The organism is Gloeothece verrucosa PCC 7822 (assembly GCF_000147335.1).
Lineage (GTDB): Bacteria > Cyanobacteriota > Cyanobacteriia > Cyanobacteriales > Microcystaceae > Gloeothece > Gloeothece verrucosa.
The window spans coordinates 1,082,459-1,096,777 of record NC_014501.1 but is presented as its reverse complement, the minus strand read 5'-3'; the positions used below and the strand labels follow the sequence as shown (position 1 = coordinate 1,096,777).

At 40.4% G+C, this 14,319-nt stretch carries 13 protein-coding genes and 1 other RNA gene; 5 read left to right on the top strand and 9 right to left on the bottom strand.

The window, feature by feature from the left end; translation table 11 throughout:
* Positions 1 to 157: 157 nt before the first annotated feature.
* Together CYAN7822_RS04880 and CYAN7822_RS04875 are read right to left on the bottom strand one after the other, a co-directional pair.
* Positions 158 to 2,395 carry an amylo-alpha-1,6-glucosidase gene (locus CYAN7822_RS04880; RefSeq protein ID WP_013321128.1) on the bottom strand — a complete coding sequence of 746 codons (2,238 nt, stop codon included), beginning with the start codon at positions 2,393 to 2,395 and terminating at the stop codon, positions 158 to 160.
* Positions 2,396 to 2,497: 102 nt separating this feature from the next.
* A complete protein-coding gene (locus CYAN7822_RS04875; protein ID WP_013321127.1) occupies positions 2,498 to 3,604 on the bottom strand; it encodes a glycosyltransferase family 4 protein in 1,107 nt (368 codons plus the stop codon).
* A gap of 472 nt (positions 3,605 to 4,076) precedes the next feature.
* On the opposite strand from CYAN7822_RS04875, the gene CYAN7822_RS04870 reads away from it, so the two are divergent.
* Positions 4,077 to 4,328 carry a hypothetical protein gene (locus CYAN7822_RS04870; protein ID WP_013321126.1) on the top strand — a complete coding sequence of 84 codons (252 nt, stop codon included), beginning with the start codon at positions 4,077 to 4,079 and terminating at the stop codon, positions 4,326 to 4,328.
* Between the two features lie 24 nt (positions 4,329 to 4,352).
* Here CYAN7822_RS04870 and CYAN7822_RS04865 read toward each other — a convergent pair whose 3' ends face one another.
* From CYAN7822_RS04865 to CYAN7822_RS04855, 3 genes are all read right to left on the bottom strand, one after another.
* Positions 4,353 to 5,300, bottom strand: coding sequence for an NAD-dependent epimerase/dehydratase family protein (locus CYAN7822_RS04865; RefSeq protein ID WP_013321125.1), 948 nt, complete (start codon positions 5,298 to 5,300; stop codon positions 4,353 to 4,355).
* 4 nt (positions 5,301 to 5,304) lie between these two features.
* Positions 5,305 to 6,366: a uroporphyrinogen decarboxylase gene (hemE, locus tag CYAN7822_RS04860; protein WP_013321124.1), complete on the bottom strand. Its 1,062-nt coding sequence runs from the start codon at positions 6,364 to 6,366 to the stop codon at positions 5,305 to 5,307.
* A gap of 241 nt (positions 6,367 to 6,607) precedes the next feature.
* Positions 6,608 to 7,495, bottom strand: coding sequence for a S66 peptidase family protein (locus tag CYAN7822_RS04855; RefSeq protein WP_013321123.1), 888 nt, complete (start codon positions 7,493 to 7,495; stop codon positions 6,608 to 6,610).
* Between the two features lie 197 nt (positions 7,496 to 7,692).
* Between CYAN7822_RS04855 and CYAN7822_RS04850 the strand changes: the two genes are divergently transcribed.
* On the top strand, positions 7,693 to 8,127 hold the full coding sequence (locus CYAN7822_RS04850; protein WP_013321122.1) for a hypothetical protein: 435 nt from the start codon (positions 7,693 to 7,695) through the stop codon (positions 8,125 to 8,127).
* Positions 8,128 to 8,216: 89 nt separating this feature from the next.
* Here the strand turns inward: CYAN7822_RS04850 and CYAN7822_RS04845 are convergent, their stop codons facing one another.
* On the bottom strand, positions 8,217 to 8,555 hold the full coding sequence (locus CYAN7822_RS04845; RefSeq protein ID WP_041933507.1) for a hypothetical protein: 339 nt from the start codon (positions 8,553 to 8,555) through the stop codon (positions 8,217 to 8,219).
* Between the two features lie 261 nt (positions 8,556 to 8,816).
* Between CYAN7822_RS04845 and corA the strand changes: the two genes are divergently transcribed.
* From corA to rnc, 3 genes are all read left to right on the top strand, one after another.
* The gene (gene corA / locus CYAN7822_RS04840) at positions 8,817 to 9,980 is read left to right on the top strand and encodes a magnesium/cobalt transporter CorA (protein WP_013321120.1); all 1,164 of its coding nucleotides are present in this window, start codon (positions 8,817 to 8,819) and stop codon (positions 9,978 to 9,980) included.
* Between the two features lie 14 nt (positions 9,981 to 9,994).
* An RNA gene (rnpB, locus tag CYAN7822_RS34875) (RNase P RNA component class A) lies at positions 9,995 to 10,378 on the top strand.
* 38 nt (positions 10,379 to 10,416) lie between these two features.
* Entirely contained in the window at positions 10,417 to 11,124 is a 708-nt protein-coding gene (gene rnc / locus CYAN7822_RS04835) for a ribonuclease III (RefSeq protein ID WP_013321119.1), read from the top strand.
* A gap of 3 nt (positions 11,125 to 11,127) precedes the next feature.
* On the opposite strand, the gene CYAN7822_RS04830 is transcribed toward rnc, so the two are convergent.
* The 3 genes from CYAN7822_RS04830 to CYAN7822_RS04820 form a co-directional block, all read right to left on the bottom strand.
* Positions 11,128 to 12,135: a PEP-CTERM sorting domain-containing protein gene (locus tag CYAN7822_RS04830; RefSeq protein WP_013321118.1), complete on the bottom strand. Its 1,008-nt coding sequence runs from the start codon at positions 12,133 to 12,135 to the stop codon at positions 11,128 to 11,130.
* A gap of 104 nt (positions 12,136 to 12,239) precedes the next feature.
* Positions 12,240 to 13,778, bottom strand: coding sequence for a hypothetical protein (locus CYAN7822_RS04825; RefSeq protein ID WP_041933136.1), 1,539 nt, complete (start codon positions 13,776 to 13,778; stop codon positions 12,240 to 12,242).
* Positions 13,779 to 13,895: 117 nt separating this feature from the next.
* On the bottom strand, positions 13,896 to 14,240 hold the full coding sequence (locus CYAN7822_RS04820; RefSeq protein WP_013321116.1) for a hypothetical protein: 345 nt from the start codon (positions 14,238 to 14,240) through the stop codon (positions 13,896 to 13,898).
* Positions 14,241 to 14,319 lie beyond the last annotated feature (79 nt).

Sequence of the window (14,319 nt, the reverse complement as noted above, 5' to 3'; positions counted from 1 at the left end):
TTTAGCGCGGGGTTGGTGAAGTTAGCGTTTCCTGATGTTTCAATTAGCTATATTTACAGGATAATTAATCTTATCTATTTCACGAGTCGATAAGACCGAACTGCAAAAAGCGGATTATCCCACCTCGCTCAAAAACAAACGGTTTTGGTAAGAGGGATTAAGCCTCAAAAACCACCCTCAAATTACCTCGTTTATTAGCCACTCGACAGGCGGTTGTGGTTCCAGAACGTTCAAATTCTAGGTCCAACAAAGTAAGCCCTATCTTAAGATTGTGCAAAGAGAGACAATGAATAGACTCCGGTAAAATCGGATCAATGATGCGAACCGAATTATTGGCCACATCCGGCACAATATTAATCATGGTCTGCAACAATTGAAAAATCGTCCCAGTTGCCCACGCTTGGGGAGAACAAGCCACCGGGTAACGAACCGGACTATTATCCTCGGTGCGTTCATAACCGCAGAAAAGTTCCGGCGGACGTTGGTAAGGTTGCTGTAGCGTCATATCAATAATACCTTGAGCCACTTCCAGCGCTTGATCGTTCAATCCTAGGGACCGCAACCCTAAAGCAATCATCCCGTTATCATGAGGCCAAACTGACCCGATATGATACCCCATCGGATTATAAGCCGGCGACCAACTACTCAGGGTACGAATTCCCCAACCACTAAACATATCCGGCGCGGTTAACCTTTCAGCAACACTATTGGCTTTGTCGGGGTGCAAAATCCCCGCGCTCAAACAGTGACCCGGATTAGAAGTAATACTATCAACCGGTTTACCTTCACCATCTAAAGCTAAGGCACAATAGCCTAAATTCGGCAGCCAAAAATCTCGATTAAAGCGGTTTTTCAGTTCTTGAGCCTGGGCTAACCATTGTTGTGAGAGATCGCCGCGCTGCATCATTTTAGCAATTTGGCTCATTTGCATTTTAGCCGCATAGACATACCCTTGAACCTCACAAAGGGTAATGGCACCGGTGGCCTGTTGTCCTTGAGCATTGACAATACAATCGCCTGAATCTTTCCATCCCTGGTTAACTAATCCGCCAGGAGATCGGCGTACATAGCTTAAGTAACCGGTTTTTTTACAATTGCGGTCTATCCATTCCATTGCGGCTAGTGCATTAGACCACAATTTCTCAATGGTTTCTCGGTCCCCTGTCCACGCATAATATTGAGCATAGAGAATTAACCACAAAGGAGTCGCGTCTATGGTTCCGTAGTAGGGAGTATGAGGAACTTCGCCACAACGGGCCATTTCTCCTAAGCGGATTTCATGAAGGATTTTACCGGGTTCTTCTTCGCGCCACTCATCAAAGGTTTTACCTTGATATTCGGCTAAAACTAATAAGGTATCTTTAGCAATCTCAGGGGTGAAAATTAAAGTTTGCCAAGCCGCAATAAGGCTATCTCGTCCAAATAATGTAGAAAACCAAGGAACACCGGCTGATAGCACTTTGCCATGACCAAAGCTTTGACGCAATAAATAAATATCTTGTTCAGCTTGCTCAATGGCGTGATTGAGAGCCTTATTATCGGTGCGAATTTGCGTCACTTGTTGCCGCCATTCTTGCTGTTCCATCGCCTCAGCCGCTTTAGCTTGCATCAAGGTCATGGGAATTCCCACTTTAGACACCGGATGACCATCACTTAAGAGTCGAACACGATACCCGACTTTTAACGTTTGATGAGATTCTAACTCGATTTGCCAGATAGCGGTATTACCTTTACTCAAATCTGGCTGACTATATAAAAATTGAATTCGAGATTCTGTAACTGAACCATCTAATCCTTGATAGGCTAAGGTTATTTCTTTTGGTTCTTGATAATTTGATGACTCTGGTTGTTGATGCTCATCGGTTTTTAGGCGTAGCAGTTTTCCTCTTTGAGGACGTTGCCAGCCGCGAATCTCAAATAAATCTAAAAAGTCGGCATCAAAGCTTAAACTTAGCTCAAAATTCGCTTTTTCGGTGCTGTAATTGGTAATGGTTATTTCTTCAAACAAGCCGCCATTGAGGACAATTTCTCGAGCAATACCAATTCGTTCTGCTTTAATGTTACTCTTTTCTAAATTGGGATTAGCACACAGCACCGAAAGCCCAAAACCCCGGCGAGCATTACTACTTAATAAGATAGGTAATTTGCCGTCAATTTGTAGCTCTAGACGACTTAAAAAACGGGTATCTCGACAAAATAATCCTAAGCTACCGGGGTCATCCAACGACCGACAACCCAAAATATTGCCTAAAGAATCTGTGATTAAGAAAATATCATCATCTTTGAGGGTAAGCGTCGGATAAATGGGTTCTTGTATCACACAAGGCCATTCGGGTAAGGTGGCTGTTTCTGCATGAATAAAAGTTTTTCCGTCAAATTCTAAAAGCTCTGACATGATTACTTGCTCATCAATTTTTATACAACGATTTTTTGTAGAGACATTGCCGGGCTAGTCTCTACTTTTCTTTCCTAACTTACAATTGTATAACCGATGAATTTATGCACTCAAACGCTGGAAACTCTTCAGTTGATGAATGGTTTTGGTATGTCCATCTCCCATAAATTTTTGTTGTAGGAGTTGTTGATAAGCGGCTTCATAGCCATCAACCATCTGTCGAACACCAAAATTAGCAACCACATGATCTCGGCAATCTGTGCGGGAAATTTCGCCGAGGCTTTCTACAGCAGCAACACATTCGTCAAGGTTATTGCACAAAAACCCACTTCTGCCATGAGCGATAATTTCAGGAGTCGATCCCATCTTCATCGCTACTACGGGGGTTCCCACTGCCATTGATTCGATCATCACTAAGCCAAACGGTTCTTGCCAGGTAATGGGAAACAGGGTAGCCATAGCACGTCCCATAAGATCACACTTCATCTGATGGTCCGCTTCTCCTAAAAACTGTATTTGTTGACCATCGATAAAGGGTTTGACTTCTGTATCAAAAAATTGTTGATCGCATGGGTCGATCTTTCCTGCCATTTTTAAGAGTAAACCGGTTCGTTTAGCAATTTTCACGGCTAGATGAGGGCCTTTTTCCGGTGACATCCGTCCCAAAAAGGCTAGATAAGGGGGTTTATCCGGTTGAGGGTGGAAGGGAAAGTTTTTGGTATTAATAGCGTTGTAAACAGTGGCGAGATAATTTAAGCCGAGATCATTGCGTCGTTGATTGTTGGAAATACTAATAAAGTTTTGTTGACGAGCGGCTTTCCAAAGATGTTCTTCAGAAACAGGGATAGTGCCGTGTATAGTATGAAGTGTTGGAGCTTTAGTTAGATTGGCACAAGGAAAGAAAGGAAAGCCAATATGGGAATGAATGAGATCAAATTCACTAGATAACTCACAAACCCTGTTCATTTCTAACGTTAAATAAAGGTAATAAAAATGCGTGGGGTCAACATCTGTCTCAAAATTGCGTAACGCTTTTGGACTGATGGCTTCTAATTTGGCTAAGGTTTGAGAATCACCCGAAGCAAATAGAGTAACCTCATGGCCTCGACGAACTAATTCATCTGTTAGTAACCCGACCACTAATTCTATACCACCATAGGCCGGTGGGGGTACTCTTTCCCACAAAGGAGCAACTTGAGCAATCCGCATATCTTAACCTCCTAATCGCAAGATGAAAAATTTGATCAAAAAAATAATTCGATCAGTGATTGTTTCAAAGAATAAAAAATTTACTCGGGTCGTATTATGTTAATTTTGCTGGTTTTCTTGATATTTGTTCAACTTCCTCCAGGTAGAGATACTACTCTCGAATCATCCCTGATTGGTTTTTTTTCTCTCTAATGGATGATGGGCAACTATTTAGATCGGATGAAGAGTTTTTTTAACCAGATAGATTAACTTAAAAATGTAGTTAAAAAAACAATCTTAATAAAATCTAGTTTAATTCTTCTTGGTGGATTGATTCTAAAGGCAAGAGTTAGAGAGCAATAAACTTGTCTCGATTAACTTTTATTTAATCTAATTTTAGTTACTAATTTGGCAACTTTTTTGGCCAATACAGATCAATCTGATTAAGAAGTCAAAAAGCGGCTCAGAAATTCTAACATCAACCTTATTACTTATGACCAACCAATTTTTTTGTAAAATCGCCCCTCAAGGTCATTTTAGCTGTCATCCGGGAGATAAAGTGATCTGGTTTATTAGTGACGTACCCCAACCTTACCAACCCAGTAATGCTGTTTCAACGTTTATGGTTTGTGAAGCTAAAACCCCTCAGTTAGCCCAACAGTTAGTCAAAGAGTTAAATGAGAGTATTAACTATACTACTCACACAGCGAATATGACTCCTCTTCAGAGAGTCTTTCTTATATAAGACCCTGCCGCACTTCGGCGAGGTTTATCTGGGATAAATTCCTCGTAATCTTAAAGCATCTTCAAGCGTTGAGCAATAATTCGTTAGTCCAAAAGTCGCAGGACTGTAAGTTTTTTCATGGGTAAAATGACGGTATTCTAAAGAAAATTTATCCCAAGCTTGCATTTTTAAACGGAAAATCTTAATAAAGATATTGGCTAAACTGATGGATAAAGGAATTTGAAAATAAATTCTTTTATGCAAATAAGCACAAATTTGAGCAATAGCTTCATTAACGGTTATTCGTTGATTTCCTAATACTATTGTTTGATCTTTAGTAATAGCTGGATTATCTATTAAATACCGAACTACTTGAGCAATATCTCTAGCATGAAGAAAATGAAAGCTTCCATCCGCTTTAAACCAACGAATTAAATCTATCCATTTGAGAACATCTGGCAATCCCGAATAAACATGGGAAAAAGGTTTATTTTCATCTCCTCCTAATACGAAAGTGGGAAAAAGGGTGGTTATTTTTGGTGCAATTTTTAGGGTGGATAACTGAGTATAACACTCATATTTGCTGCTAATATATGTTGTTCCTAGTTCTCCCGCTTCCTTCATCGGTTGATTTTTGCGGTTGAGGATACTGGCGGTAGAAAAGTAAAACACTTGTTCACATCGGAGAGGATCAAGAAGTTTCATTAATGTAAGGGTTTTGACCACATTAATTTGATGGGTTTCCTCAATTCCTCCCCAAGTGGTAGCGGCTAAAATAGCCACATCTATTGTTTTGAGCAAGTCGCTATATTGCTCAATTTCTTGCATATCTCCCTTTAATAAATGAATACCAGCACGAGCTTGAGAATTAAATTTCAGCTTATCTGGATTTCTGATCAAGAAAAATAATTCATGCTCAGTTTCTTCGATTAAGGCTTCTGCAAGATAATGACCAATACAGCCGCTTGCTCCGGTGATAAAAATACGCTTCATTTAATTAAGCATGAACTAGCAATTGATCAGCTTGTTTCGCTGTTTCAAAGAAAAAGCGCACATTGTCTTCGGGGGTTCCCACTAAGACACCATGACCTAAGTTTAGAATATGACCCCGATTACCGGCTTTGCGGATAGTATCAAGAATGCGCTCGCGGATAAAGGCTTGAGAACCAAATAAGGCCCCAGGATCAATGTTACCTTGTACTTTCATGTCTTTTCCTAGCCGCACTCTAGCTTCTGCCATGTCTACGGTCCAGTCTACACTGACAAGATCTACCCCGGATTGGCCCATTCTTTCTAAGACTCCTGCACTTCCACTAATGTAGAGAATTAAGGGAGTATCGGGATGAGTTTCTTTTACCTGACGGACTACTTGTTGATGATAGGGTAAGGCAAATACATCATAGTCTTGGGGTGTTAATTGACCCGCCCATGAATCAAACATCTGTACTACTTGCGCGCCGCAATCAATTTGATAACGGATGTAGGTAGCCACCATATCGGCGAGTTTTCCTAAGAACTGATGTAAAAGTGCCGGTTCTGAGAAGGCCATACTTTTAATAATGGAATAGGTTTTAGAGCCTTTTCCTTCAATGGCATAAGCGGCGAGAGTCCAAGGAGCGCCCACAAATCCTAATACAGTAGACTTATTGCCGACTTCTTGACGAAGAGTTTTTAAGATAGTCTTGACAAAAGGAACGGTTTCTTCTGGGTCGAAGGGGTGGAGGTTGTCAATTTGGGCTTGAGTACGAATAGGAGGATCAATAATGGGGCCTTTGCTTTCAATAATGTCGAAAGGAATACCGATACCGGGTAAGGGGGTTAGAATATCAGAGAACATAATCACCCCATCGGGTTGAAAAGCGTGCCAAGGTTGTAGAGAAATTTCAATGGCGAGGTCGGCATTTTCAGATCTTTCCCGGAAACTGGGGTATTTATCCCGTAAATCCCGATAAACTTTCATATAACGCCCGGCTTGACGCATCATCCAAACCGGAGGACGGTCTAATACTTCACCTCGGGCAGCCCTTAAAAGATAGGGGATTTCGGCAGAGTGAGTCATAGGAGTTTCAATACATTCTCTAATCAACGTGCATTTGTTAGCTTATCATTGTCGATCACCTTTTATGAGTTAAGTTATGAATTGTAACGTCTTTGTAATGTTAAGCTGCTTCGGGGTAAGTTGAGGGAAAATTTTTAGTTAAAAACCAACTAAGTTAACCAGCAGTCGTTCCCAAAGGATTATTATAGTTCTTGTCAGTGGAGAATCACAGCAATATTCCTGTTCTTAAACCTATTAATATCTATTCCTGAAAAAATTCTAACTTTCCCCCATCGCCATCAAGCCTTACTTTTTGTCCAACCGGTAAAGCCGCATTAACTCCATCATGACCAAAAGGAAGCTCTGCAACAATGGGAATATTAAGGTCACCTAAACGATCTCGCAAGACTTGTTCTACTGTCCAACTCGAACTCCCTACAGGTGCTTCACAACGACTAAAGCGGCCTAAAGCGATGCCGGCGACTTTTTGAAATAGTCCCATCAGCCGCCAGCCGGTCAACATTCGATCAATGCGGTAGGGAGCTTCTGTCACATCTTCTAGGGCTAAAATGACCCCATCTAAACAAGGTTGATGATCTGTTCCGAGTAGATGTGTAGCGACGGTTAAATTAGCAGGTAGCAACCTTCCTGTGGAAGAACCGCCTCCCCATCCGTTGCCGCTTAAGGGAGCAAGGGGACGACCTTCAACAGCGTCAAATAGCCGCTCAATTGACCATTGAGGTTCTTGGGAAAGGGTGGTTAAAAGGGGGCCATGTATGCCTGAAATTTCCACCCTGGCTAAACTCCACAATAACCCTGTAATATCGGAAAAACCGATGATCCATTTAGCCGCTTGGGGTTCCCACGTCCATTTTTCTAACAATCTAGCACTTCCATAACCCCCTCTAGCACAGAGAATGGCCTTACAATTGGGGTCAAACCAAGCCTCAGATAAAGCTTGCCTGCGTTGGCTATCTGTTCCGGCTAAATAGCCCTCTGCACTATCCCAATGGGGGGTAAATTCTACTCGATATCCCCGCTCGCGCCAGATTTCTACCCCTTGATAGAAAGCCTCTAATTCTCGTAATGCGCCACTGGGAGCCACGACTTTAACTAAATCTCCAGGTTGTAAGGGAGGGGGGAATTGCATCGTAGAATTGATCAAACTTAAATAATATATATAGTAATCTTATTTAATCAGATCTTAATCGCTAATTTTTGAGTTTTTCACTATTGCCCCTAAAAGGGTTATTGATGGCTGACGAAATTATTTAACTTTTATAAAGTTAGGACATCTTTATAAAAACACATGGGAATGTTAAAGGGGGAATTAGAAGCAAAATTATTATGCTGACTCAGAGCCAGAATCAACTGACATTAAAAACCACTGTTGCCCTAATAGCTAGTACAATCACTCTAGGCTTTTCTTCATCAGTCTTAGCCCAATCGGATCAGCTATCTACTCAACTGATCAACTCTGCCAACCAATTAAATCAACAATTGCCCAAAATGATCGATCCTGATACTCGTTTAGATTCTACTCAAGGAGGCCCCGGGCGGCAGCTTAGTTATAATTTAACCTTGGTTAATTATTCTTCCAATCAAATCAATAACCAAAAATTTTATCAAAACGTCAGTCCTCTGGTTAGAAAAGAGGCTTGTACTCATCAGGGTACTCAAGTTTTATTCAACAATAAAATTTTAATTCGTTTTAATTATTATGGCAATGATGGCCGACTGATTAGTACCATCGAAGTGAATTCCTCAGATTGCGGTTTTTAAGTTAAACTATTAACCGTGAAATATGACAACTGAGACAGTCAACAGTTCATCCCCCAAAATTTTAAGGGAGAACTGTTAACTCTGAGAGATTAATCTTCATCAAGAGCCGGAAAAGCTTCTTCTATCTGCCATAATTCTTCTTTATGTTCCATAAACCAATTGCGAGTATCAGGGGTTAATTGCTGCCAAACAGTATCTATGGGCACATGAGGAGAGGCATATTGATATTGCTGTCCGAGTATTTTCAAGTTTTCTGCCACTGGATCGGGAATACCAAAAGAAGACCAATCAACCTGTAAAATCCTGCCAGAAACGCCTCCCCCCGGATCACAAACGATTTGTGCGGTCCTAATCAAATCGGCAAAATGTCGGGGTTTTAGGCCAGTTTCTTGCTGAATTTTGACAATTTCCTCTTTTCTGTTCACCATAATATTTCTTCTGAGCAGAGGATAAATGGTTATCATTATTGTATAGCCCCATTGAGGTTAATCTCTATTTTTTGGCTAAATTATTTAATCTTGTTGGCTCCCGTATTTGTTTCGGTGGGCATTTGAGGTACAGTTAACCAATACGCACTGCTTGTTGCTCTTAAACAATCATTGTTATTTGAGCTAATGAAAAACTCCGACAGCGAGAAGCTGATCGCCAAAACTGCTGACCCTAATTGATGTTTTACCGGCTTGACGACTATGATCTACCCTCCCCAAAACCCAACCGAGTTAAAAGAGTTAATAGAATTAGAAGAAAAGTTAGAAGATGAGGAAGAAGAAGATTATTTTGACTATTACTACGATGATCCTGGGAGTGAACCGGGCACATTAAGTATTGAACCAGACGCTAAACCCTCTAAAATTATTCTCATTGATTACGATGCTAATCATGCTGTTCGGAAAATTAATATTCCCCCGAGTGCTTGTATCTCTTATTTAGAAAAAGATACAGTTTCATGGATTGATATTCAGGGACTAGGAAGTGAGACGGTACTTAAACAAGTAGGAGAAATTTTTAATCTTCATCCTTTACTCTTAGAAGAAGTCGTTAATGTTCCCCAACGTCCAAAAGTCGATGATTATAAAGAACATTTGTTAATTATTTGTCAAATGATCCGCCCTACCCCGGATGAGGATGGGTTTGAAACCGAACAGGTGGGTTTTGTTTTAGGAAAAAAATATCTTTTAACTTTCCAGGAAGATCAAATTACAGATTGTTTTGATATCGTTAGAGACCGCATTCGCACCAATCAAGGAAAAGTGCGGCAGGCCGGACCCGATTATTTAACTTATCTGTTATTGGACGCGCTGATAGATGGTTATTTTCCAGTGGCAGAAGATTATGAGGAGCGTATCGAGTCTATAGAAGACAGTATTATCCGTAACCCAACCCGTGAAACGATGGAAGAACTCTATAATGTACGACGGGAGTTATTAGCATTGCGGCGGTTGATCTGGCCACTACGAAATGTGATTAACCTTTTAATGCGGGATCATTCAGGATTAGTGAGTTCTGAGGTACAAATTTATTTGCGGGATTGCTATGATCACGTGATTCAATTGTGGGAAATTATCGAAGCTTATCGAGAACTGGCATCAAGTTTGATGGAACTCTACGAGTCAGCGATGGGAAACCGCATGAATGAAGTAATGAAATTTCTCACCGTTATTTCTACAATTTTTAATCCCTTGACCTTTATTGCTGGACTCTATGGCATGAATTTTAAACATATGCCTGAATTAGAGTCGCAATGGGGTTATTATATTTGTCTCGCCATTATGGCAGCAATAGCGGCGGGCTTAATTTATTTCTTTTGGCGACAGGGTTGGTTTAGTCCTACCGATACCCTAAGTAAGCGTTAAGATAAGAACTGGAGAGAGTTGGCGAGGGAGTTGCGGGTTTGTCGGTTTTGACGAATCTGAGGAAAGTCCGGGCTCCCGAAAGACCAAACTTGCTGGGTAACACCCAGTGCGTGCGAGCGTGAGGATAGTGCCACAGAAAAATACCGCCTTTTTTAGTTAACAGTGAAAAAGGTAAGGGTGCAAAGGTGCGGTAAGAGCGCACCAGCAGTATCGTGAGGTGCTGGCTCGGTAAACCCCGGTTGGGAGCAAGGTCGGAGGGGCGACGGTTGGTCTTTTACCGGTCCCGTTTTAGGTGTACCGCTTGAGGTGTTTGGTAACAAGCATCCCAGATAGATAACTCTCCTGATCAATGGCAACGTTGATTGAGAACAGAACCCGGCTTATGTGCAACTCTCTCCTTTACAATTATCTAAAAGTGATACGTAAATATTGACCAATGGGGCTTAAAGATCCTAGACGAGAAAAAGAACTCAAAACGCTAGTGCAAAAATTGGGGTTACCTGATACTGCTGCTGTTAATTGGTCGTTGCTCGATTTGGCTCTCATTCATCCGAGTTTTTCTCGGGAAGTGAATTATCAGCAATTGGAATTTGTGGGAGATGCTGTGGTCAGATTAGCCGCCGCCGAGGTGTTGTTAGAAACTTATCCGGATGCCCTAGTAGGAGAATTTGCGGCGTTGCGCTCGATGATGGTCAGTGACCGCACTTTGGCCGAGTTTGCTGATGTTTACGGGTTAGAACGCTATTTGCTCACTTCTGAGCGTTCCTCAACCGATGAGGCCGGACGAGTTTCTCGTTTAGCTGATGGTTTTGAGGCGCTGTTAGGGGCACTCTATTTAAGTACCCATAATATGAAATTAATTCGCCCTTGGTTAGATGAATTGTTACAAAATAAAGCCGCAGAAATTCGCCTAGACCCGGCTCGTCTTAATTATAAAGATGCTCTCCAAGAATGGACTCAAGCTCATTATAAACTTTTGCCAGAATACCGAGTTCAAGAAGTTCTTTTAAATAATAATAAAGAGGAGCGTTTTTTGGCGGAAGTTTGGCTCAATGATCAAAAGTTGGGCGCAGGAACCGGTAGAACTAAAAAAGCGGCTCAACAAGCGGCGGCTAAAGCGGCTTTTTCTTCTATTGACACATAGATATTAATTTGACTTGTTTTGCTGACGTTGTTGTACGATTTCTTTTTTGAAAAAGGCTCCAAAGAATAAGGCTGTACTTGTTCCTAGAATAGTTAAGGGTTCTGGAACTGCCAAAGCATTAAAGGCTGATTCTCCTATAAGGCGGTGTCCTTTTGTAGTAGGATGGGTCCCATCCCAGGATAAATAATTATCAGGATTACTACAAATACTATTGCTTGTAAAACAAGGGTCGGTGACATTGGTAAAACCATATTCTGCCGGATTGCTCAAAATGTTTTTCGACATTTGATTAACATCAACTTGAATAATTTTTACATCTGCGCGTAAAGATGAAAATAAGTTAGATAAACCCTTGTTGTGAGCTTCCGTTAGTTGATTGAGACAATCTGCATCAGCCGCCGCCTCTATATTAGGAGGACAAACGCCATCGGCATTTAAACTCTTTGTCTGGGGTATGGTTCCTAAGTTTGGTAAATTTAAGACCATAATTGTCTTAGCTCCCTTGCCAACCAGAGTATTTACTGCCGTTGCGATATTATTTAAAGGAATATCGGGGGTATTTTGATTAAAAGAGAGATAAAGATTGCTAGGAGGTGGTAAATAATCATTAGCGCCAATCCAAATTGTATAAAGTGCTTTGGGATCGGCAACCGCATTACTGGCGACAAAAGTGGCTATTTGTTGTTGTAATCCTAATACTCCTCGAATAAAGCCGCTTGCAATATTGCCTTTTCCTGTCGTTGCTCCTCCATAAGCGAAATTAACTAAGGGTATCTTCAATTTATTTTGCAGATATTCTACCCAAACAGGGCCATTAGAAAATCGTCCTTGATAATAATGCCCGTTTGGGGCACTCGGAGGAAAAGACCCTTTACTTGCAGTAAACACTTTTCCCGTGTCAGAAAGGCTATCTCCAAAAGAGTAAATTTTACTAAAAACTGCGGCAGTGGCTTGAGAAGGTAAAATTAGAGGAGTAGCTAGAACGGCGATGTTTAATAACAAACGTTTCATAGGTATACACACATTGATTTAACTGTGGACAGCGTTATTATTCTGTGCCCTCTGTTTTTACAGTCTTAAGACGATCTCAAAAGCCTATTTGGGATTTTTTCGAGTTAGCCGCCTTTTTTCTTTCTGGAAATTAGGGAGATAATTTTAGGAAATAACCACAGGAATAGAGTAGATAAGGGAATGGCTAGGAGCAATCCTAAGACTAGATGAAATGATAGATTTAGAGTGCCATTACATAAGTTCTCTACAGGTGTATTATTTTCTTGACAAATAGAGTTTTTTATGATAATGTTTGTGAGGTTTTGCCCGGCTTCGGAACTGACGGAAGAGGAAATGCTACTAATCGCTAATGCGAATCCTAAAAAGGTGATGATATTTTCTATGTTTTTTTGCTGTTCTTGGCTTTTTTCGTCTTGTTGGAGTTGATCGATGGCGACAATTCCTCTAATATTTTCTATAAGGTTTTGTAAAAGTTTTTCTCCTGGATTTAAAAAGCTTAAGTCTGTATTTATTTGCTTGATGAAGAAGTCTGAACGGGTTGAAAATTCCTCTAAAAATTCTAGATGAGTGTCAGATAAGGCTTGAAGCTTTTCGAGAGTTTTTTTAAAGTTGTCTAGGTTAGAAATAATCGTGCTTTTATGGTCTTGTATATCTCGGAGGATTAAACTATATTCGCTATGGGTTGTAAAACTGGAAATTAATAATTCTTTCAATTTTTCTAAGCGGCTGTCTGAGGCAATTGACGAGTTAAACTCAGTCATATATCGTTCTATTTCCTTATAATTATCTCTTCCTTTTTTATCTGATTCTCTTGATTGATGATAAGCATAAAGGATTTTATGGCGATACCAAAAAATATTAAGTAACCGTTGCAATATAAGCGGCTCAATATTAATTTTATTAGGATTAAACAGAACTAAAATATACTGTTGTTTTTGGGGGTCTATTTCTCCATTATCATAGACAAAAATTGGACAATTTAATAGAGAATTTGTTGCCAGGAGTTTAACATTATCAGGGGGGTTAAATAATTGGTTAATACAGGTTTCAGCTAGAGGAGTATAATCCGGTAAGGGTGGGAAAGGTTCAGCATAAAATAGGAAGGTTGAACCGAGGGAAGGCGCAAGGGAAGAAAAGAAACTCGGGTTAAATTCTTTTAAGTCATTGAGATTGATTTCTACATCACTCAATAATGTGAGATCGATCGCATAAGTATCATGGAGTCGATAAGGGGTTAAAGAACCTTTGAGGGTAAGGTTACTGCCTGGAGATGAGACAGCAAAACGGAATGATACTCTGTCTTTTTGATTTAATAATCTAAAAAATTCTTTTCCTTGCTTATCTTCTAAACTTGGATCATAGGGAGCATCCCATTTTTGTAAGCTCATGACCCAAAGTAAGGACAGGGCAAGGGTTTTAGCCCCTTTGAAAACAGCTAACGTGCAAAAATGGGATGCTCCCGGATCATATTGGTTGTTTTGATAGCAAATTAGATATTTTTTCAGGTCTTTAAGTTCATTAATTTGAGCTAAATCGTCCCATAATTTAGAAGCATCGGCAACCGTTTCTAGTCCTTGTTCTAAGCTGTTTCTGATCTGAAACCCATAGAAAGTAAGAGTCGTTTTTTTTGACAGACTTGACATAGTTTGGTTCATTACAAATCATTCCACCTCTTACAACCCTCAACGAACATCCCTATTGATCTGTCCCTTCACACAACGAAAATTGTAATTATCAAAGCGATTAACTCGACAAGAAAACTAGGATTTAGGGGGTTGATTCTGAGGTTTAGTGCCATCATTAGAAGACCGACGAATGGCATTTTTTATTGTTTCCTTGTATTCTTCAGGATTTAGGGGGACTTCTTGACCTCCAGGCCCTAGAATAACATTTTCATCACCCGGAAAATTTAACATCGCTTCTTCAATCTTCGGGCGCTCTTGATACCAGGTAACGATCTGATTAGAAATTTCTTCGGTTTCGTTGGGAACTTGATCAATTAAAGCACTAAGAGAGGTTTGATCTTCTGGAGTGAATAATTGCGGCTGAGTTTCGAGTAAGGCAACTAAAGTGAGAATTTTCAGGTCATATAATGATAAATTCATAGTTGATTCCTTTGGGTTTGTTAATCATAGTTCTGGGGTTTTATCCCCCCAACCCCGCTTATTAAGGGGGGCTATAATA